A 14,880-nucleotide genomic window follows, 5' to 3' on the forward strand; every position below is an offset into this window, starting at 1 on the left:
CTTTCGGAGGGCCGGGCGGCCGGGAGACCGGCCGCCCGGCCCGGTTTCTCAGGTGGGATCAGGCGACGACGGACCGGAGCGGGATGCCCGCTGTGCCGAGGTCGCGGACCAGGTCGCGGACGAACGGGTGCTCGTCGGCGGGCAGGCCGTCGGGGTTCGGGATCGTGATGTAGGACGAGCCGTCCGCGGACGCGGTCTGCGCCGTGTCCGTGTAGCGCTCGACCACCGCCTGCGCCCGCGCCAGGTCGGCGTCGGCCACCTGGATGACGATCGGACGCCACTCGCCGCCGAGGTTCGGCGGCTCCTCGGCCGTCGCCGCGGCGCTGCGCAGCGTGTCCGGAGCGACGCGGAGCTTCGCCTTGGGCGAGGCCTGCGACGCCGGGTAGAGCACGGCGTTGGCGAGCAGGTGGATGCCGTTCTCGTTGTACGCCCGGAACAGCGGGTTGTACGCGAACAGCACGGCGTGCCCGGCGCCGGTCGGCTCGTCGACGAGGGAGGCCGTGCCCTTGAGCGCCTCGGCGCCCACCGTGTAGCCGTTGGACCAGAACGTGTCGTCCGTGGGGTAGGTGAGCACGTTCACGCCGGTCTGGCTGGGGTTGAGGATCGGGTCGCCGTTGTTGAACTGGAAGTCCTCCGCCGGACGGCCGAGCGACACCGGGCTGTCCTGGGCCACGTCCACCCGGAAGTGCGAGCCGATGACCTGGTAACCGGTCGGCTTGGCCTTCTCGGTCGTGGAGGTGAGGCCGGCGGCCCTGGCCACCCGGGTGCCCTCGTTGCGCAGCCCGACGTACGTGCCGCCCGCGGCCACCCACTGCCTGAGGTTGGCCAGGCCCTGCTCGGTCAGGCCGCCGTTGGAGCTGCTGCCGTCCGGGACGAGCAGGACGGTCCGCTCGGTGAAGGCGGGGGTGTTGTCGTTGACGTCGGCCGCGGTCACCGGCTTGAGGCCGAGACCCCAGCGGTCGCCGAGCACGTAGCGGGCCTCGCCGTACGACCCGGAGGTGGTGGAGATGCCGGTGCCGGCGAACAGGCCGACGTCGGGGGTGCGCAGCGCGGCGCCGGACGCGGGGGTGCGGACGCCCTCGACCGTCACGCCCAGCGAGCGGGCCAGCTTGTCCAGATCGCCGCGCTTCATGGCGGCCTCGGGCAGGCTGACGACCCCGCTGGTGGCGTCACGCGTGAGCGGCACGCCCGCGCCGAGCAGCCGGAAGGTCAGCTCGGAGGCGGCGGCGGAGTCCATCGGGTAGGCGTACGACCCGCCCTTGGGCGCGTTGGAGGCGACGCCGCCGTCGATGTCCTTGACGAGGTCGGCCTTCGGCGACACCACGTCACCGGTGGTGATGGTGTCCACGCCGGCGAGCAGCGGGTTGCTCCACGAGGAGACGTCGTAGAAGTACGGGAACGGGACGTAGGGGTCCTCGCCCATGACCGCCTGGATCCAGTGCTTCTGCGGCTGGTCCATGGGGATCCAGTAGGCGCCCTCGGGCACCGTCACGTCACTGGCCGTCCGGCCGCCGAAGACCCGCGCGGAGGGCACCTTCACGGGCTTCTTCACCCGGTAGACCTCGACGTCCATGCGGCGCAGCCGCTCGACCAGGCGGCGTACGTCGCCGAGCTGCCGGTCGGGCAGCAGGAAGTAGGACCGGATCGTGATGTCGGGCACCGGGAACCGGACGGTGTTGGCCGGCTGCACGACCTCGTTCGGCTCCAGGGCGCCCGCGGCGCCCTCGGCCAGCGCGGTCTGCCAGATCGAGTAGTAGCCGTTCAGCACCTCGCGCCGGTTGTCGGCGGCCCAGCCGGTCGTGGCCCACTGGGTGTTGAACTGCTGCTGCACCCGGTCTTCGACCGCCGACGAGCTGCCCTTCTCGAACGTCATGCCGGCGGCGCCGAAGCCCGTGGCCGGGACGCTGTCGCCGTAGCCCATGTAGAACAGGTCGTACGTCGCGTAGTTGAAGTAGCACTCGGTGGTGACCACGTCGTTGCAGGCGCCGTTGTAACCGAAACCGGCGGCGTTCGCCGCGCCGATGCGGTTGATCCAGTCCACCGGCTGGTCGGCGATCTCGTGGTGGATCGGGTCGGCGTTCGGCGGGAAGAAGTACTGCCTGCCGCCCATCTCGTGCGCGTCGACGAAGACCTGCGGCGGATAGCGGCGCAGCATCTCGAGCTTGCCGTCGGTCTCCGGCTGGGTGCGGGCGAACCAGTCGCGGTTGAGGTCGAAGCCGTACTCGTTCGTCCGGCGGCTCGCGTCGCGGCCGTCCGGGTTCTGGGTCGGCATGATGACCGTGACCAGGTTGTCGTTGCGCTTGGCGACGTCGCAGGACAGGCCGCTGGCCAGCTCGTACAGGGTCTTGAGCGAGGCGTCGGCGCCGCTCTTCTCGCCGCCGTGCACGTTGCCCGCGATCCAGACGATGGCGGGCGAGTCGTCGGCGATGCGCGCCGCCTTGTCCGCCTTCAGCGACCTCGGGTCGCGCAGCGAGCGGATCTGGTCCGCGATCTTCTTGAGCTGCCCGGGCACCATGTTGTGGGAGTCGGACACGATGGCGTACGGCAGGTCCTGGCCGGTCACGCTGTGCGCCACGCTGCCCGTGACCACGCGGTCCGAGGCGCCGCCCACGGCCTGGACGTACTTCTGGATCTCTTCGGTCGTGAGCACCCGGGGCTGGCCCTTGCCCAGCGGGAAGCCGAAGAACTGCTCGGGGGACGGCACCTTGGCCTCGTGGGCGTTCGGGTCGGTGCTGCACCCCGCGGGCGGCTTGCCACCCGGCTTGCCGCCCGGCGCGGCCAGCGCCGGCGCCGCGGGCGTCAGCGTGGCCGACACCAGGACGGCGGCGCCGAGCGCCACACCAAAGGGGGATCTTCCGCACAGCAATGTGCGTAACCGCATCTCGCCTCCAGGCGGGGGGACGGGGAGGTCTCCGTGGGAGAGCGCCCGTCCGGGAAACGACAAAGTCACTGCGGACAGTATTAGAACGGAATAAACCGGACAAGCCGCCGCGAAACATAACCATGCGCGAACGGAAACTGTGAGCAATGGAGTTTTCGCAAGTCAATGTAGCGATGACTGTCCGAATCACCCTTTTATAACGTCCGATAACAACTGAGCATCGGGTTCGCCCGCCTCGCAGGCGTTCCCGGCCGGTCGGCGCGGACTGCGACTTGCCCGCCCGCGCCGGGCATCGCGTGATCGAAGACGGACGCCCGCGCGCTCCGCTGTGGGACCATTCAGGATGTTCGGAGGAGGGACAGAGTGGACGAGGAGCGCCGCGTCGCGGGCAGATATCACCTGCTCGAACCGATCGGCCGTGGAGGCATGGGCGTCGTGTGGCGTGCCCACGACGACCTGCTCGACCGCGCGGTGGCCGTCAAAGAGGTGCTCTACCACCCCGCCTCCGAAGAGGACAGGGAGACGTTCAACCGGCGCACCATCCGTGAGGCGCGGGCGGCGGGCCGCATCGACCATCCGAACGTCGTCGTCGTCCACGACGTCATCGAGGAGGACGGCCGCCCCTGGATCGTGATGCAGCTCGTGCGAGCGCAGTCGCTGGGCCAGGTGCTGCGCGACCAGGGCACCCTCCCGCCCGCCCGGGTCGCCGCGATCGGCCTGCAGGTGCTCGACGCGCTGTGCACGGCGCACGCCGCCGGGGTGCTGCATCGGGACGTCAAGCCCGAGAACGTGCTGCTCAGCGGGCAGACCCGGGTGGTGCTCACCGACTTCGGCATCGCGACGATGCCCGAGGAGGCCGGGCTGACCATGACCGGCGGCATCATCGGCACCCCCGCCTTCATGCCGCCCGAGCGGCTCAACGGCGATCCCGCGACCCCCGAGTCCGACCTGTGGTCGCTCGGCGCGACGCTGTACGCCGCGGTCGAGGGCGGAACGCCGTTCGACCGCAAGACGCCCGTGGCCACTCTGGCCGCCATCCTGCACGACGACCCGGCCCCGCCCCGGCAGGCGGGCGCGCTGACGCCGGTGCTCGAAGGGCTGCTGCGCAAGGACCCGGCCCGGCGGATGGGCGCGGCCGAGGCCGCGGCCCTGCTCAACGCCGCACTGACGGCCGCCCCCGGACCCGCCCCCGGACCCGCCGCCGCCCCCGGTCCCCCGTACAACCTGCCCGAGCCCGGCCCGTGGAGCGGCGCCCCGTCCGGGCCGCCGCAGCCTCCGCCCGGTACCCCGCAGCCTCCGTCCGGGCCGTCGCAGCAGCCTCCGTCCGGTTTCGCGCAGCCGCACGGGACCCGGCCGTACGGCGGCACCGCCGTATGGCCCGGGGGCGCCGGTCCCGAGGGACCGACCGGGCCCGGAGGCGGCATCGGCATGGCGGGCCACCCCACGGCGCCGAACGGCGGAGGGGTCAACGCCGCGAGCCACGCCGGTCCCGCCGCCCCACCCGGAAGCCACCCCGGTCCCGGCGGACCCGCCGTCCCGCCGGGAAGCAGGCCCGGCGCGTACGCCGCACCGGGTGCGCGCCCTCCGGGACAGGTCTCCGCGGCCAAGCAGACCCTGGCCAAGGTGATCCTGGGCGTCGTGTTACCGCTGGCGCTCGTGGCCACCGGCGTGGGCCTCTGGTACGGCTCCCGCTCACCGGCCGGCGACGAGACCCTCGCCGAGGATCCCAATACCACGCAGATCGGCCCCACCACGGGCGCCTATCTCCCGTCGGGGGACACCTCACCGAGCGCCTCCCCCGGGCCGGTCACGCCCTCGGAGAAGCCGTCACCGGAGGCCCCCAAGCCGCCCAAGGGGTGGAAGACCTACCACGACCCGCTGGGCTTCTCCATCGCCCTGCCCTCCGGCTGGGTCCCGTTCGGAAGGGAGGGCGCCCGGGTGCGCTTCCACCATCCGAACAGTCACGACTACCTGCAGGTGGACCTGACGCCGTGGGAGGACCCGAATCCGGTGAACGCCCTGCGCATCGTCGAGATGAACTCGACCAAGCAGGGCTACCTGCCGGGCTACGAGCGCATCGACTACAAGACGAGTCGTTACCTCGGGGTGGAGTCGGCGGAGTGGGAGTTCACGTTCAAACCGAGCTTCGGCAAGGTGCGGGTGATCGATCGCGCCTTCAGGCTCCGTGACGGCCGGTCCATCATGCTCTATTGGCAGGTCGCCGACTCCCGATGGACATCCGGTTTGTCCTATTTCAACGCCTTCACGCGGACCTTCCAGCCGGCATAGCCGATCCGGGGACGATCCGCAGGTCGAGGGGATTTCGCCCGGGCAGGCAATGATGTCGCATGCGTCCGCCCAAGGCGGGTAGCGCGACAACCATGGCTGAAGCGCAGACCTCCGAACGTGTCGTGGCAGGACGCTATCGCCTGATCGAGCCGCTGGGGCGGGGCGGCATGGGCACCGTGTGGCGCGCCGTCGACCAGGTGCTCGAACGTGAGGTCGCCGTCAAGGAGCTGCTCGCGTCGGCCGGGCTCACCGGCGCGGAGCGGGAGGTCTTCACCATCAGGACCTTCCGCGAGGCCAGGGCCGCCGGGCGGTTGAGCCATCCGGGCGTGGCCGCGGTGTACGACGCATTCGAGGAGAACGGCTGTCCCTGGATCGTCCTCGAACTGATCCCGTCCCGGACGCTGGGATCGGTCATCCGGGAGGAGGGCCCGCTGCCGCCACGGCGGGTGGCGGAGATCGGGTCGCGGGTGCTGGCCGCGCTGCGCGTCGCCCACGCGAACGGCGTGCTGCACCGGGACGTCAAACCCGACAACGTGCTGCTCGCCGACGACGGCCGGGTCGTGCTGACGGACTTCGGCATCGCCGCGATGGAGGACGACTCGCCGGTCACCCGCACCGGCATGCTGATCGGCACCCCGGCGTTCATCGCACCCGAGCGGGCGGCGGGACGGCAGGCGCAGCGGGCCTCGGACCTGTGGTCGCTCGGAGTGACGCTGTTCATGGCCGTCGAGGGGCGCTCGCCGTTCCACCGGGGGCACGCGCTGGCGACGCTCGCCGCGGTCATGTACGAGGAGGCGGGCCCGCTCCACAACGCCGGGCCGCTGGCACCGGTGATCGAGGGCCTGCTGGTCAAGGACCCGGCCCGCAGGATGACCGCGGACTACGCCGCCCAGCATCTGTACGCCGTGGCCCCCGGCCGGGCGACCGACCCGGTCGTGCCGCGCCCGCGGCAGCCGCCCCGGCTCGCCCGGCTGATGCCCGGCTTCGACCCCACGCCTTCGGCCCCCGCCTCCACCCCCACGCCGGTGCCCTTCGGCGAGGGCACCCCGACGCCGGTCCCGGTGCCCGCACCGGTGCGCGGACGCCGCAGGCCGTGGGCGCTGGCGGCGGGCTCCGGGGCACTCGTCGCGCTCGTCGGGCTGGCGGCGGGCGCGGTCGCGTTCGCCACCGCCAGGGTTCCGGCCGACCCGAGGGGGACCGCCGTGGTGAGCACGCCCACGGTGACGGTCTACGCGACCAGGACCGCCCCGCCCGGGACCGCCCAGCCCGGGACCGCCGAGCCCGGGACCGCCGAGCCCGGGACCGCCGAGGCCGGCAGGCGGGCCGAGAGCCGCGGGGCGGAGAAGGCGGCCACCCGGCCGGTGGGGAACCCCGGCGCCGCGGGCGGGCACCGTACGGAGGATCGCGGCGGGCCCGCCGGAAGGCACGGCGGGGGAAAGCATGAAGGTGGGGCCGCGTCCAAGGGCGGGGGCAGGCCCAAGGGGTCTCCCCCGGCGAAGCGCAACGGCCCCGCGAAGCAGAGCGGCAATGGGCCCGCGGGCAAGCCCGGGAACGGCGGCGGCAGCGCCAAGCCGTCCCAGGGCGCAGGTGGAGGCCAGGGAAAAGGTGGAGGCCAGGGAAAAGACGAGGGCCGGGGGCCCACCACGGACGACACCACTGATCTCGGCGACCTCGGTGACATCCCCGACGGCTACACCCAGCCGGAGACCGGCTGGGCGGCCTGACCCGGCCGCGCCGCCAACGGTCCACCCGGCATCCTGGCGCGTCCCCCGGAGATCACGGCGCTCGCGGAGCCGGAGCGAAGACCATGGACACGTGGAACCCGGCGCCCCGGCGTTCCCCGCCCCGACAGGCCCCGGAGCCGGACAACCGCCCCGCTCGCCGGGCCGGGCGGCCCGCCCGCCCCCAAAAGCCTCTGGAGCCGGCGGAGCCGGGGTTCAGCCCTCGTCGGAGAGGATCTCCAGGGCGTGGGCGAGGTCGGCGGGGTAGTCGCTGGTGAAGGTCATCCACTCGCCCGTCGCGGGGTGCTCGAACGACAGCGAGACCGCGTGCAGCCACTGCCGGCCCACGCCGAGGCGGGCGGCGAGGGTGGGGTCGGCGCCGTACAGCAGGTCGCCCACGCACGGGTGCCTGAGCGCGGACATGTGGACCCGGATCTGGTGGGTCCTGCCGGTCTCCAGCTTGATGTCGAGCAGCGACGCCGCCCGGAACGCCTCGATCGTGTCGTAGTGCGTGACCGAGTCCTTGCCTCCGGCCACCACCGCGAAGCGCCCGTCGCCCGCCGGATGCCGGTCGATCGGGGCGTCGACGGTGCCCCGCAGCGGGTCCATGTGCCCCTGGACGAGCGCGTGGTAGCGCTTGTCGACCGTGCGTTCCTTGAACGCCCGCTTGAGGTGCGAGTAGGCCCGCTCGCTCTTGGCGACGACCATGACGCCGGTGGTGTTGGCGTCGAGCCGGTGCACGATGCCCTGGCGCTCGGCCGCGCCGCTCGTGGACACCCGGTGGCCGCCGCCGAGCAGGCCGCCGATCACGGTGGGGCCGGTCCAGCCGACGGTCGGGTGCGCCGCCACGCCGATCGGCTTGCTCACCACGACGATGTCGTCGTCCTCGTAGAGGATCGCCATGCCCGGCACCGGCTCGGCCACGGGCATCGGCGCGGCGGGCGGCGGCGGGATCGTGACGTCCAGCCAGGCCCCGGCATGGACACGGTCGGACTTCGCCGGGACGGCGCCGTCGACCAGCACGTCCCCCGACGCGATCAGCTCGGCCGCGCGGGTGCGGGAGAAGCCGAAGAGACGGGCCAGGGCGGCGTCGAGGCGCTCGCCCTCCAGGCCGTCCGGCACGGGCAGGCTGCGCTGGTCACCCATCGGTCCGCTCCCTCGCCGGCTCGGCGGCCTGCGTGTCCGCCTCGCTCTCCGCGTGGCTCTGCCCGCGGTCCTCGACCGGCTCCGGCTTGTCGGTCTGCCGGGTGCCGTCGATCTGGTAGCCGCGCCAGGCGAGGAACACGGCGAGCACGCCGCCGCACACGATGCCCGAGTCGGCGAGGTTGAACACCGGAAAGCGGGTGACCGGGAACACCTGGATGAAGTCGACCACATGCCCCTGGAACGGGGCCGGCCACCGGAAGATGCGGTCGGTCAGGTTGCCGACGGCGCCACCCAGCAGCAGGCCCAGCGTGATCGCCCAGGGCAGGCTGTGCAGCTTCCGAGCCGTACGCACGATCGCGACGACGACGGCCAGCGCGATCACCGTGAACACGATCGTCATGCCGGTGCCGATGCTGAAGGCGGCGCCGGCGTTGCGGATCACGGTCAGCACCAGCGCGCCGGGCACGACGGTGAGAGGCTCCTCGTGCTCCAGGAACTCCACGACGAGGAACTTGCTGACCTGGTCGAGCACGTACACGACCGCGGCCACGACAACGAGGAGAGCGATCTTCCGCGCGCGGTCGGGCCGCGCCGGTGGATCGCTCAGCGGCGCTCCTCCCGCTGCTTGCACGCTACGCACAGCGTCGCCCTCGGGAATGCCCGAAGACGCTCCTTGCCGATCGGCTTGTGGCACGATTCGCACTCTCCGTAAGTCCCTGCCTCGACGCGGGCGATCGCCCGCTCGTTCTGCGCGAGCAGGTCGCGCGCATTCAGGGTAAGGGCGATCTCGCGCTCACGCTCATAGGTCTTGGCCCCGGCGTCCGCCGGATCGTCCCCCGCGCCCTGGCTCACGTCGCCGGACGCGAGCTGCTCCTCCGCCCGGGCGATGTCGGTGCGCAGTTCCTCGATCTCGTGCCGCAGCCGCTCGCCGACCTCCGCGAGTTCCTCGTCGGACCAGACGTCGTCACTGATGGCGGTTCTCGCCGAGCGCGTCATTGCGGGCCTCCCCTTCGCCCAGAACCCGTCGGGCTCAGGGCACCCGTCGAGCGGGTGCGATTCGAGCCGGTCCGGGCAGAATAAGTCGTCGATAACGAATCGGCAACGGACTCGCCGAGGCTTTTACCCCACCCGTACCGGGACGGGGCATTCGGCCAGCTCCTCCTCGTCACGCTCTGTTTCGATCAGTTTGTCGCGGACGGTGTCATCGAGACCATGCCCCGGATCCCGAGGCGAAGGCCCGCGGACCACCACCGGTCGTCCTCCCGACGGCCGCCGGGGCCCGCCCGCACATCCCCACAACAATCGCGAGGCCTGCGCGTGTTCCTCCCTATTCCCGGGACGGGCCGGGTCTCACCCCTAACGTCGCGCGTATATCGGGAAGCCCTTCCGCCCGCGTTGCGTTATCGTCGTAGTCTGCAAGGTGTTGATGGGGACGAGTACCTCCGCATCCGCCCGCACAGCGACCCGGGGACGGTGTGAGCCCGGGGCGGGCCGCGCAGGGAAGATCACCCCGGAGCCGCCGGAAGAAAGGCCGTCCCGGCCGAGTAGAACCGGCAGCGGAGAGGAAAACGAGAGGGCGCCCGGCCAGGCCGGTCGTCAAGAAGGGTGGTACCGCGGAGCCGTTCCCGGCTTCGTCCCTTCACGCCATGTCAGCAGCGCTGTCACAGCCACCGCGTGGAGGTCCCGCCCGACGATGTCTTCCCACTATTTCCGCTCACTTCCCGCGCAGGTCGACCTGCCGGCCCTCGAGCACGAGGTCCTCGAACGCTGGCGGGACGGGAAGGTCTTCGAGCGCTCGCTGGAGCAGAACGCCGGAGGCCCCACCTGGGTGTTCTACGAGGGCCCGCCGACCGCCAACGGCATGCCCGGCGTCCACCACGTCGAGGCCCGCGTCTTCAAGGACGTCTTCCCCCGCTACAAGTCGATGCGCGGCTACCACGTGCCCCGCAAGGCCGGCTGGGACTGCCACGGCCTGCCCGTCGAGGTCGCCGTCGAGAAGGAACTCGGCCTGTCCGGCAAGCCCGAGATCGAGTCCTACGGCATCGCCGAGTTCAACGCGCGCTGCCGCGAGTCGGTGCTGCGGCACGTGGACGCGTTCGAGGAGATGACCGAGCGGATGGGCTACTGGGTCGACATGTCCCAGGCCTACCGCACGATGGACCCCCAGTATGTCGAGGCCGTCTGGTGGTCGCTCAAGGTCGTCTGGGACAAGGGCCTGCTGTTCCGCGACCACCGGATCACTCCGTACTGCCCGCGCTGCGGCACCGGCCTGTCCGACCACGAGCTCGGCCAGCCCGGCGGCTACGAGACCGTCTCCAGCCCGTCGGTGTACGTGCGGATGCCCGTCCTGTCCGGCCCGCTGGCCGAGATGGGCGCCTCGCTGCTGATCTGGACCACCACCCCTTGGACCCTGGTGTCCAACACCGCGGTCGCCGTGCACCCCGACGTGACGTACGTCGCGGCCCGGCGCGGCGACGAGGTGCTGGTCGTGGCCGAGCCGCTGCTGCGGCGGGTCCTCGGCGAGGACGCCGAGGTGCTGGCCACCTACCAGGGCTCCGAGCTGGAGCACACCGCCTACCAGCGGCCCTTCGACCTGGTCGACATCGAGGGCGCCCACTACGTCGTGCTCGGCACGTACGTCACGGTCGAGGACGGCACCGGCCTGGTCCACCAGGCTCCCGCCTTCGGCGCCGACGACATGGCCGTCTGCAGGCGCTACGGCCTGCCGGTGGTCAACCCGATCGGCCCGGACGGCCGCTTCCTGCCGGACGTGCCGTTCGTGGGCGGCAAGTTCTTCAAGGACGCCGACGAGCCGCTGACCGAGAACCTGCGCGAGCGCGGCCTGCTGTTCCGCGGCGAGCACTTCGAGCACAGCTACCCGCACTGCTGGCGCTGCCACACTCCGCTGCTCTACTACGCGCTGCCGTCCTGGTACATCAGGACCACCGCGATCAAGGACCAGCTCCTCGCCGAGAACGAGCGCACCAACTGGTTCCCCGAGACGATCAAGCACGGCCGCTATGGCGAGTGGCTGCGCAACAACGTCGACTGGGCGCTGTCGCGGTCGCGCTACTGGGGCACCCCGCTGCCGCTGTGGGTCTGCTCGGAGAACGAGGACCACGTCACCTGCGTCGGCTCCCTCAAGGAGCTGGGCGAGCTGGCGGGCCAGGACCTGACCGGCCTCGACCCGCACCGCCCGTACGTCGACGACGTGACCTTCCCGTGCCCGTCGTGTCAGGCGGAGGCCCGGCGCGTGCCCGACGTGATCGACGTCTGGTACGACTCCGGCGCCATGCCGTTCGCCCAGTGGGGCGCGCCGCTGGTCAACAAGGAGGTCTTCGAGAGCTCCTACCCCGGCCAGTTCATCTGCGAGGCGATCGACCAGACCCGCGGCTGGTTCTACTCGATGATGACCGTCGGCACGCTGGTGTTCGGCCGGTCGTCGTACGAGAACGTGCTCTGCCTCGGCCTGATCCTCGCCGAGGACGGCCGCAAGATGAGCAAGCACCTCGGCAACGTCCTGCAGCCGATGCCGCTGATGAACCAGCACGGCGCCGACCCCCTGCGCTGGTACATGGCCACCTCCGGGTCCCCCTGGGCTCCGCGCAGGATCGGCCACGCGGCGCTGGAGGAGATCGTCCGCAAGGTCCTGCTGACCTACTGGAACACCGCGTCGTTCTTCACGCTGTACGCCAACGCCGAGTCGTGGTCCCCGGCCCGGGCGGCCGAGGCCCCGGCGTACGCGGACCGGCCGCTGATCGACCGGTGGGCGCTGGCGGAGCTGCACCGCACGGTGGCCGAGGTCACCGCGTCGATGGAGGAGTTCGACACCGCCCGGGCCGGGCGCCGGCTCACCGAGTTCCTGGACGACCTGTCCAACTGGTACGTCCGCCGCTCGCGCCGCCGCTTCTGGTCCGGTGAGGCGTCGGCCTTCGCGACGCTCTACGAGTGCCTGGAGACCGTCACCCGGCTCATGGCCCCGCTCGTGCCGTTCCTCACCGACTATCTGTGGGACGTGCTGCGCGAGCCGGACGCCCCGGCCTCGGTGCACCTGGCCACCTGGCCCGAGGTGAACACCGCGCTGCTCGACCCCGAGCTGTCGGAGCGGATGGCGCTGGTGCGCCGGCTCGTTGAGCTGGGCCGCTCGGCGCGTGCCTCGTCGTCGGTCAAGACCCGCCAGCCGCTCGGCCGTGCCCTGGTCGGCGCTCCCGGCTGGGCCGCGCTCCCCGGCGAGCTGCGCGACCTGATCGCCGACGAGCTCAACGTCCAGCGGCTTGAGGACCTGTCGGGCTTCTCCGCCGACCTGGTGACGTTCACGGTCAAGCCCAACTTCCGCAGCCTCGGCAAGCGGTTCGGCTCGCAGACCAAGCTCGTCGCCGCGGCGGTGTCGAGCGCCGACCCGGCGGAGCTGGCCCGCGCCCTGCGCTCGGGCGGGTCCGCGACGGTCGACGCCGGTGAGCTGGGCACGGTGGAGCTGGGCACGGACGATGTGATCGTCACCGAGCAGCCGAAGTCCGGCTGGGCCGTGGAGACCGGCGCGGTGGACACCGGCACCGGCGAGACCGTGGCGCTCGACCTGGCGATCACCGACGAGCTGCGCCGGGCCGGCCTGGTCCGCGACGTGATCCGGCTCGTCCAGGAGGCCCGCAAGTCCACCGGCCTGTCCATCACCGACCGCATCCACCTGTGGTGGTCGGCCAAGGGCGAGCCGGCCGAGGCGCTGCGCGAGAGCGGCGACGCCGTCGCCGAGGAGGTGCTGGCGGCGAGCATCACCGAGGGCACCCCGGACGAGGACCTGCCGGTGCACGAGGACGCCGACCTCGGCCTGTCCTTCCGCCTCCGCAAAGCCTGATCCCGACGCCGATGGGGGCCGGTCACGCCGACCGGCCCCCATCGTGCATGTACGGCGGCCGGGGGTGCCCCGGCGGCTCCGCTCAGCCGGGCTCGACAATGCGGCGGCGGGTCGCCATGACGACCACCCCGCCCGCGAGGGCGAGGGCGGCCAGCACGGCGGCGAAGATCGTCGAGCCGGTGGTGAGGCCCGCCGCGTCGCTGAGATACCCCGCGGCGACCGGCAGGAGACCGGCGGGTACGTACCCTCCCACATTGAGCGCGGCGTTCGCCTCGGCCAGCCGGGTGGCCGGAACGGCGGCATTCAGCAGCGACAGCCCGGCCAGCTGGCCCATGCCCTGGCCGGCTCCGGCCAGCAGCGCGGCGGCCACCAGCAGCACGACCGAGCCCGCCCGCATGGCTCCCGCCAACGCCGCCATGGCGGCCACGGTGCACACCGCGGCGGCCGTCAGCACCGTGCGGCGTGAGACGCGCTGGACGGCGAACTGCGTGCCCGTCGCCGCGGCGAACATCACGAACGCGGTGACGCCGGCGAGGACGCGGCTACTGGAATGCAGCAGGCCCGCGAGCAGCGAGGGGCCAAGCGACAGCACGAACGAGGTCGCGGTGATCCCCGGGCCGAAGGTGGCGATGCCCAGCAGGAGCGGCAGGCGCCCCTCGGCAGGAACCGAGGGCACTCGAATCCACCGGCCGGAGATCACCCGGGCGGGGCGGCCCAGCGGCATCCGCAGCACGGTGACGGCGGCGGTCAGCAGCAGGGCGGCCTCCACCACGAACACGGTGACCGTGGGCCCCGGCAGAGTCTCCGCGAAGACGCCGGCCAGCAGCGGGCCCAGGCCCGCACCGAAGACCATGGCGCAGGAGGCAAGCAGCGCCGCGAGGCGCTTGCGGTGCGCCCCGGCCACATCCGTCACGGCGGCCATCCCGGCGCTGACCACGGCGCCCACCGCGATGCCGGTGCACACGCGGGCGACGGCCAAAGCGGCCACCGACGTGGCCGGGGCGAAGACCAGGCAGGCGATCAAGGCCAGCGCCAGGGCCGGCAGCAGGACCGCCTTACGGCCCAGCCGGTCCGATGCGACACCGCTGACCAGCAGGGAGACCAGCAATCCGACGATGTAGAGCGCGAAGACGACCGTCAAGGTCCCCTTGGAGAACCCGATCTCCCGCTGCCACAGCACATACAGCGGCGTGGCCGCGTTGGACAGCACGAACACCGCCGTGACCGGCCATGCGGCCAGCCAGACCCACCAGGTCGGCGCCGGCCGGGGCCGCGGCGGGGGCGCGGTCCCATGGGTGGCGGTGGCAGGGACGATGCGGACATGCGACATGAGAGGCTCCGTCTCCGCGGGCAGTACGATCTTTTTCGAAGTTAGCATGCAGTACGAGAAAATTCGTACTGGCTCCTAGCGGCAGGAAGGAGCCGCGATGCCCGCAGCCTCCACAGCGTTCAAGGTCTATCCCCCGCGTGCCGACGCGCCCCCGCCCTTGCCCGAACCCGCGCGTGAAGACATTCGGCTGGAACACGTGCTCGCCGCACTCGCCGATCCGCTGCGGCTGACCATCGTGCGCAAACTCCTGCTGGAGGCCGAGGAGTTCGACCATCCCTGCGGCTGGTTCGGGATCGACCGGCCCAAGTCCTCCCTCACCCACCACTTCCGCGTCCTGCGCGAGGCCGGCGTCACCCGTCAGCGGCAGTACGGCCTCGAACGCCGCAGCCAGGTCCGCGTCGACGACCTGCAGGAGCGCTTCCCCGGCCTCCTCGACCTCGTCGCCGCCTGGCATCCCTGACGGCCTCGCGCCCACGCCCAAGCGCCCCGGTCGCGCCGTCGGCAGCGGGGTGAACAGACAAGCCGCTCGCCGGGACCCTCCCGACGTTCTCGTCGCAGAAGTGATCGCGTTCGGTGCGGGATGCCGCAGGTTCCTTCGGACGTGCTCGCGAGGTGGACGTGTCACACCGTGCGGCAGGTCTCGCTGCCTCGCCGGGCTCGC

Annotated in this window: 9 protein-coding genes; 4 read left to right on the forward strand and 5 right to left on the reverse strand. The window is 72.0% G+C overall.

Features of this window, described 5'->3' with window-relative positions; all coding sequences use genetic code 11:
* Nucleotides 1-58 precede the first annotated feature (58 nt).
* Nucleotides 59-2,839 (reverse strand): M14 family zinc carboxypeptidase, encoded by a 2,781-nt coding sequence (locus tag FLV34_RS01420; RefSeq protein WP_222709383.1) that lies wholly within the window; start codon nt 2,837-2,839, stop codon nt 59-61.
* A gap of 405 nt (nt 2,840-3,244) precedes the next feature.
* On the opposite strand from FLV34_RS01420, the gene FLV34_RS01425 reads away from it, so the two are divergent.
* Nucleotides 3,245-5,170 (forward strand): serine/threonine-protein kinase, encoded by a 1,926-nt coding sequence (locus FLV34_RS01425; protein ID WP_147942185.1) that lies wholly within the window; start codon nt 3,245-3,247, stop codon nt 5,168-5,170.
* Between the two features lie 92 nt (nt 5,171-5,262).
* On the forward strand, nt 5,263-6,894 hold the full coding sequence (locus FLV34_RS01430) for a serine/threonine-protein kinase (protein WP_187280514.1): 1,632 nt from the start codon (nt 5,263-5,265) through the stop codon (nt 6,892-6,894).
* 213 nt (nt 6,895-7,107) lie between these two features.
* Here the strand turns inward: FLV34_RS01430 and FLV34_RS01435 are convergent, their stop codons facing one another.
* The 3 genes from FLV34_RS01435 to FLV34_RS01445 are packed head-to-tail and all read right to left on the reverse strand — an operon-like array spanning nt 7,108 to nt 9,033.
* Complete coding sequence (locus FLV34_RS01435; protein WP_142645032.1) at nt 7,108-8,037, reverse strand: RluA family pseudouridine synthase; 930 nt, start codon at nt 8,035-8,037, stop codon at nt 7,108-7,110.
* Nucleotides 8,030-8,587 (reverse strand): signal peptidase II, encoded by a 558-nt coding sequence (lspA, locus tag FLV34_RS01440; protein WP_312845711.1) that lies wholly within the window; start codon nt 8,585-8,587, stop codon nt 8,030-8,032. Before lspA ends, FLV34_RS01435 begins: the two co-directional genes overlap by 8 nt.
* Before the next feature lie 53 nt (nt 8,588-8,640).
* Nucleotides 8,641-9,033 carry a TraR/DksA C4-type zinc finger protein gene (locus tag FLV34_RS01445; protein WP_142645030.1) on the reverse strand — a complete coding sequence of 131 codons (393 nt, stop codon included), beginning with the start codon at nt 9,031-9,033 and terminating at the stop codon, nt 8,641-8,643.
* 697 nt (nt 9,034-9,730) lie between these two features.
* On the opposite strand from FLV34_RS01445, the gene ileS reads away from it, so the two are divergent.
* Entirely contained in the window at nt 9,731-12,889 is a 3,159-nt protein-coding gene (gene ileS / locus FLV34_RS01455; protein ID WP_142645028.1) for an isoleucine--tRNA ligase, read from the forward strand.
* A gap of 82 nt (nt 12,890-12,971) precedes the next feature.
* Here the strand turns inward: ileS and FLV34_RS01460 are convergent, their stop codons facing one another.
* Complete coding sequence (locus tag FLV34_RS01460; protein ID WP_147942187.1) at nt 12,972-14,219, reverse strand: MFS transporter; 1,248 nt, start codon at nt 14,217-14,219, stop codon at nt 12,972-12,974.
* 97 nt (nt 14,220-14,316) lie between these two features.
* On the opposite strand from FLV34_RS01460, the gene FLV34_RS01465 reads away from it, so the two are divergent.
* Nucleotides 14,317-14,679, forward strand: a complete 363-nt coding sequence (locus FLV34_RS01465) for a helix-turn-helix transcriptional regulator (RefSeq protein ID WP_142645026.1) — start codon at nt 14,317-14,319, stop codon at nt 14,677-14,679.
* The last annotated feature ends 201 nt before the right edge of the window (nt 14,680-14,880 follow it).

This window comes from Microbispora sp. CSR-4, assembly GCF_008033685.1.
Lineage (GTDB): Bacteria > Actinomycetota > Actinomycetes > Streptosporangiales > Streptosporangiaceae > Microbispora.

Coding starts and splice junctions, on each gene's coding strand:
- FLV34_RS01435 (WP_142645032.1), bottom strand. CDS start 8,037: ATGGGTGACCAGCGCAGCCTGCCCGTGCCGGACGGCCTGGAGGGCGAG.
- FLV34_RS01465 (WP_142645026.1), top strand. CDS start 14,317: ATGCCCGCAGCCTCCACAGCGTTCAAGGTCTATCCCCCGCGTGCCGAC.
- FLV34_RS01445 (WP_142645030.1), bottom strand. CDS start 9,033: ATGACGCGCTCGGCGAGAACCGCCATCAGTGACGACGTCTGGTCCGAC.
- FLV34_RS01460 (WP_147942187.1), bottom strand. CDS start 14,219: ATGTCGCATGTCCGCATCGTCCCTGCCACCGCCACCCATGGGACCGCG.
- FLV34_RS01430 (WP_187280514.1), top strand. CDS start 5,263: ATGGCTGAAGCGCAGACCTCCGAACGTGTCGTGGCAGGACGCTATCGC.
- ileS (WP_142645028.1), top strand. CDS start 9,731: ATGTCTTCCCACTATTTCCGCTCACTTCCCGCGCAGGTCGACCTGCCG.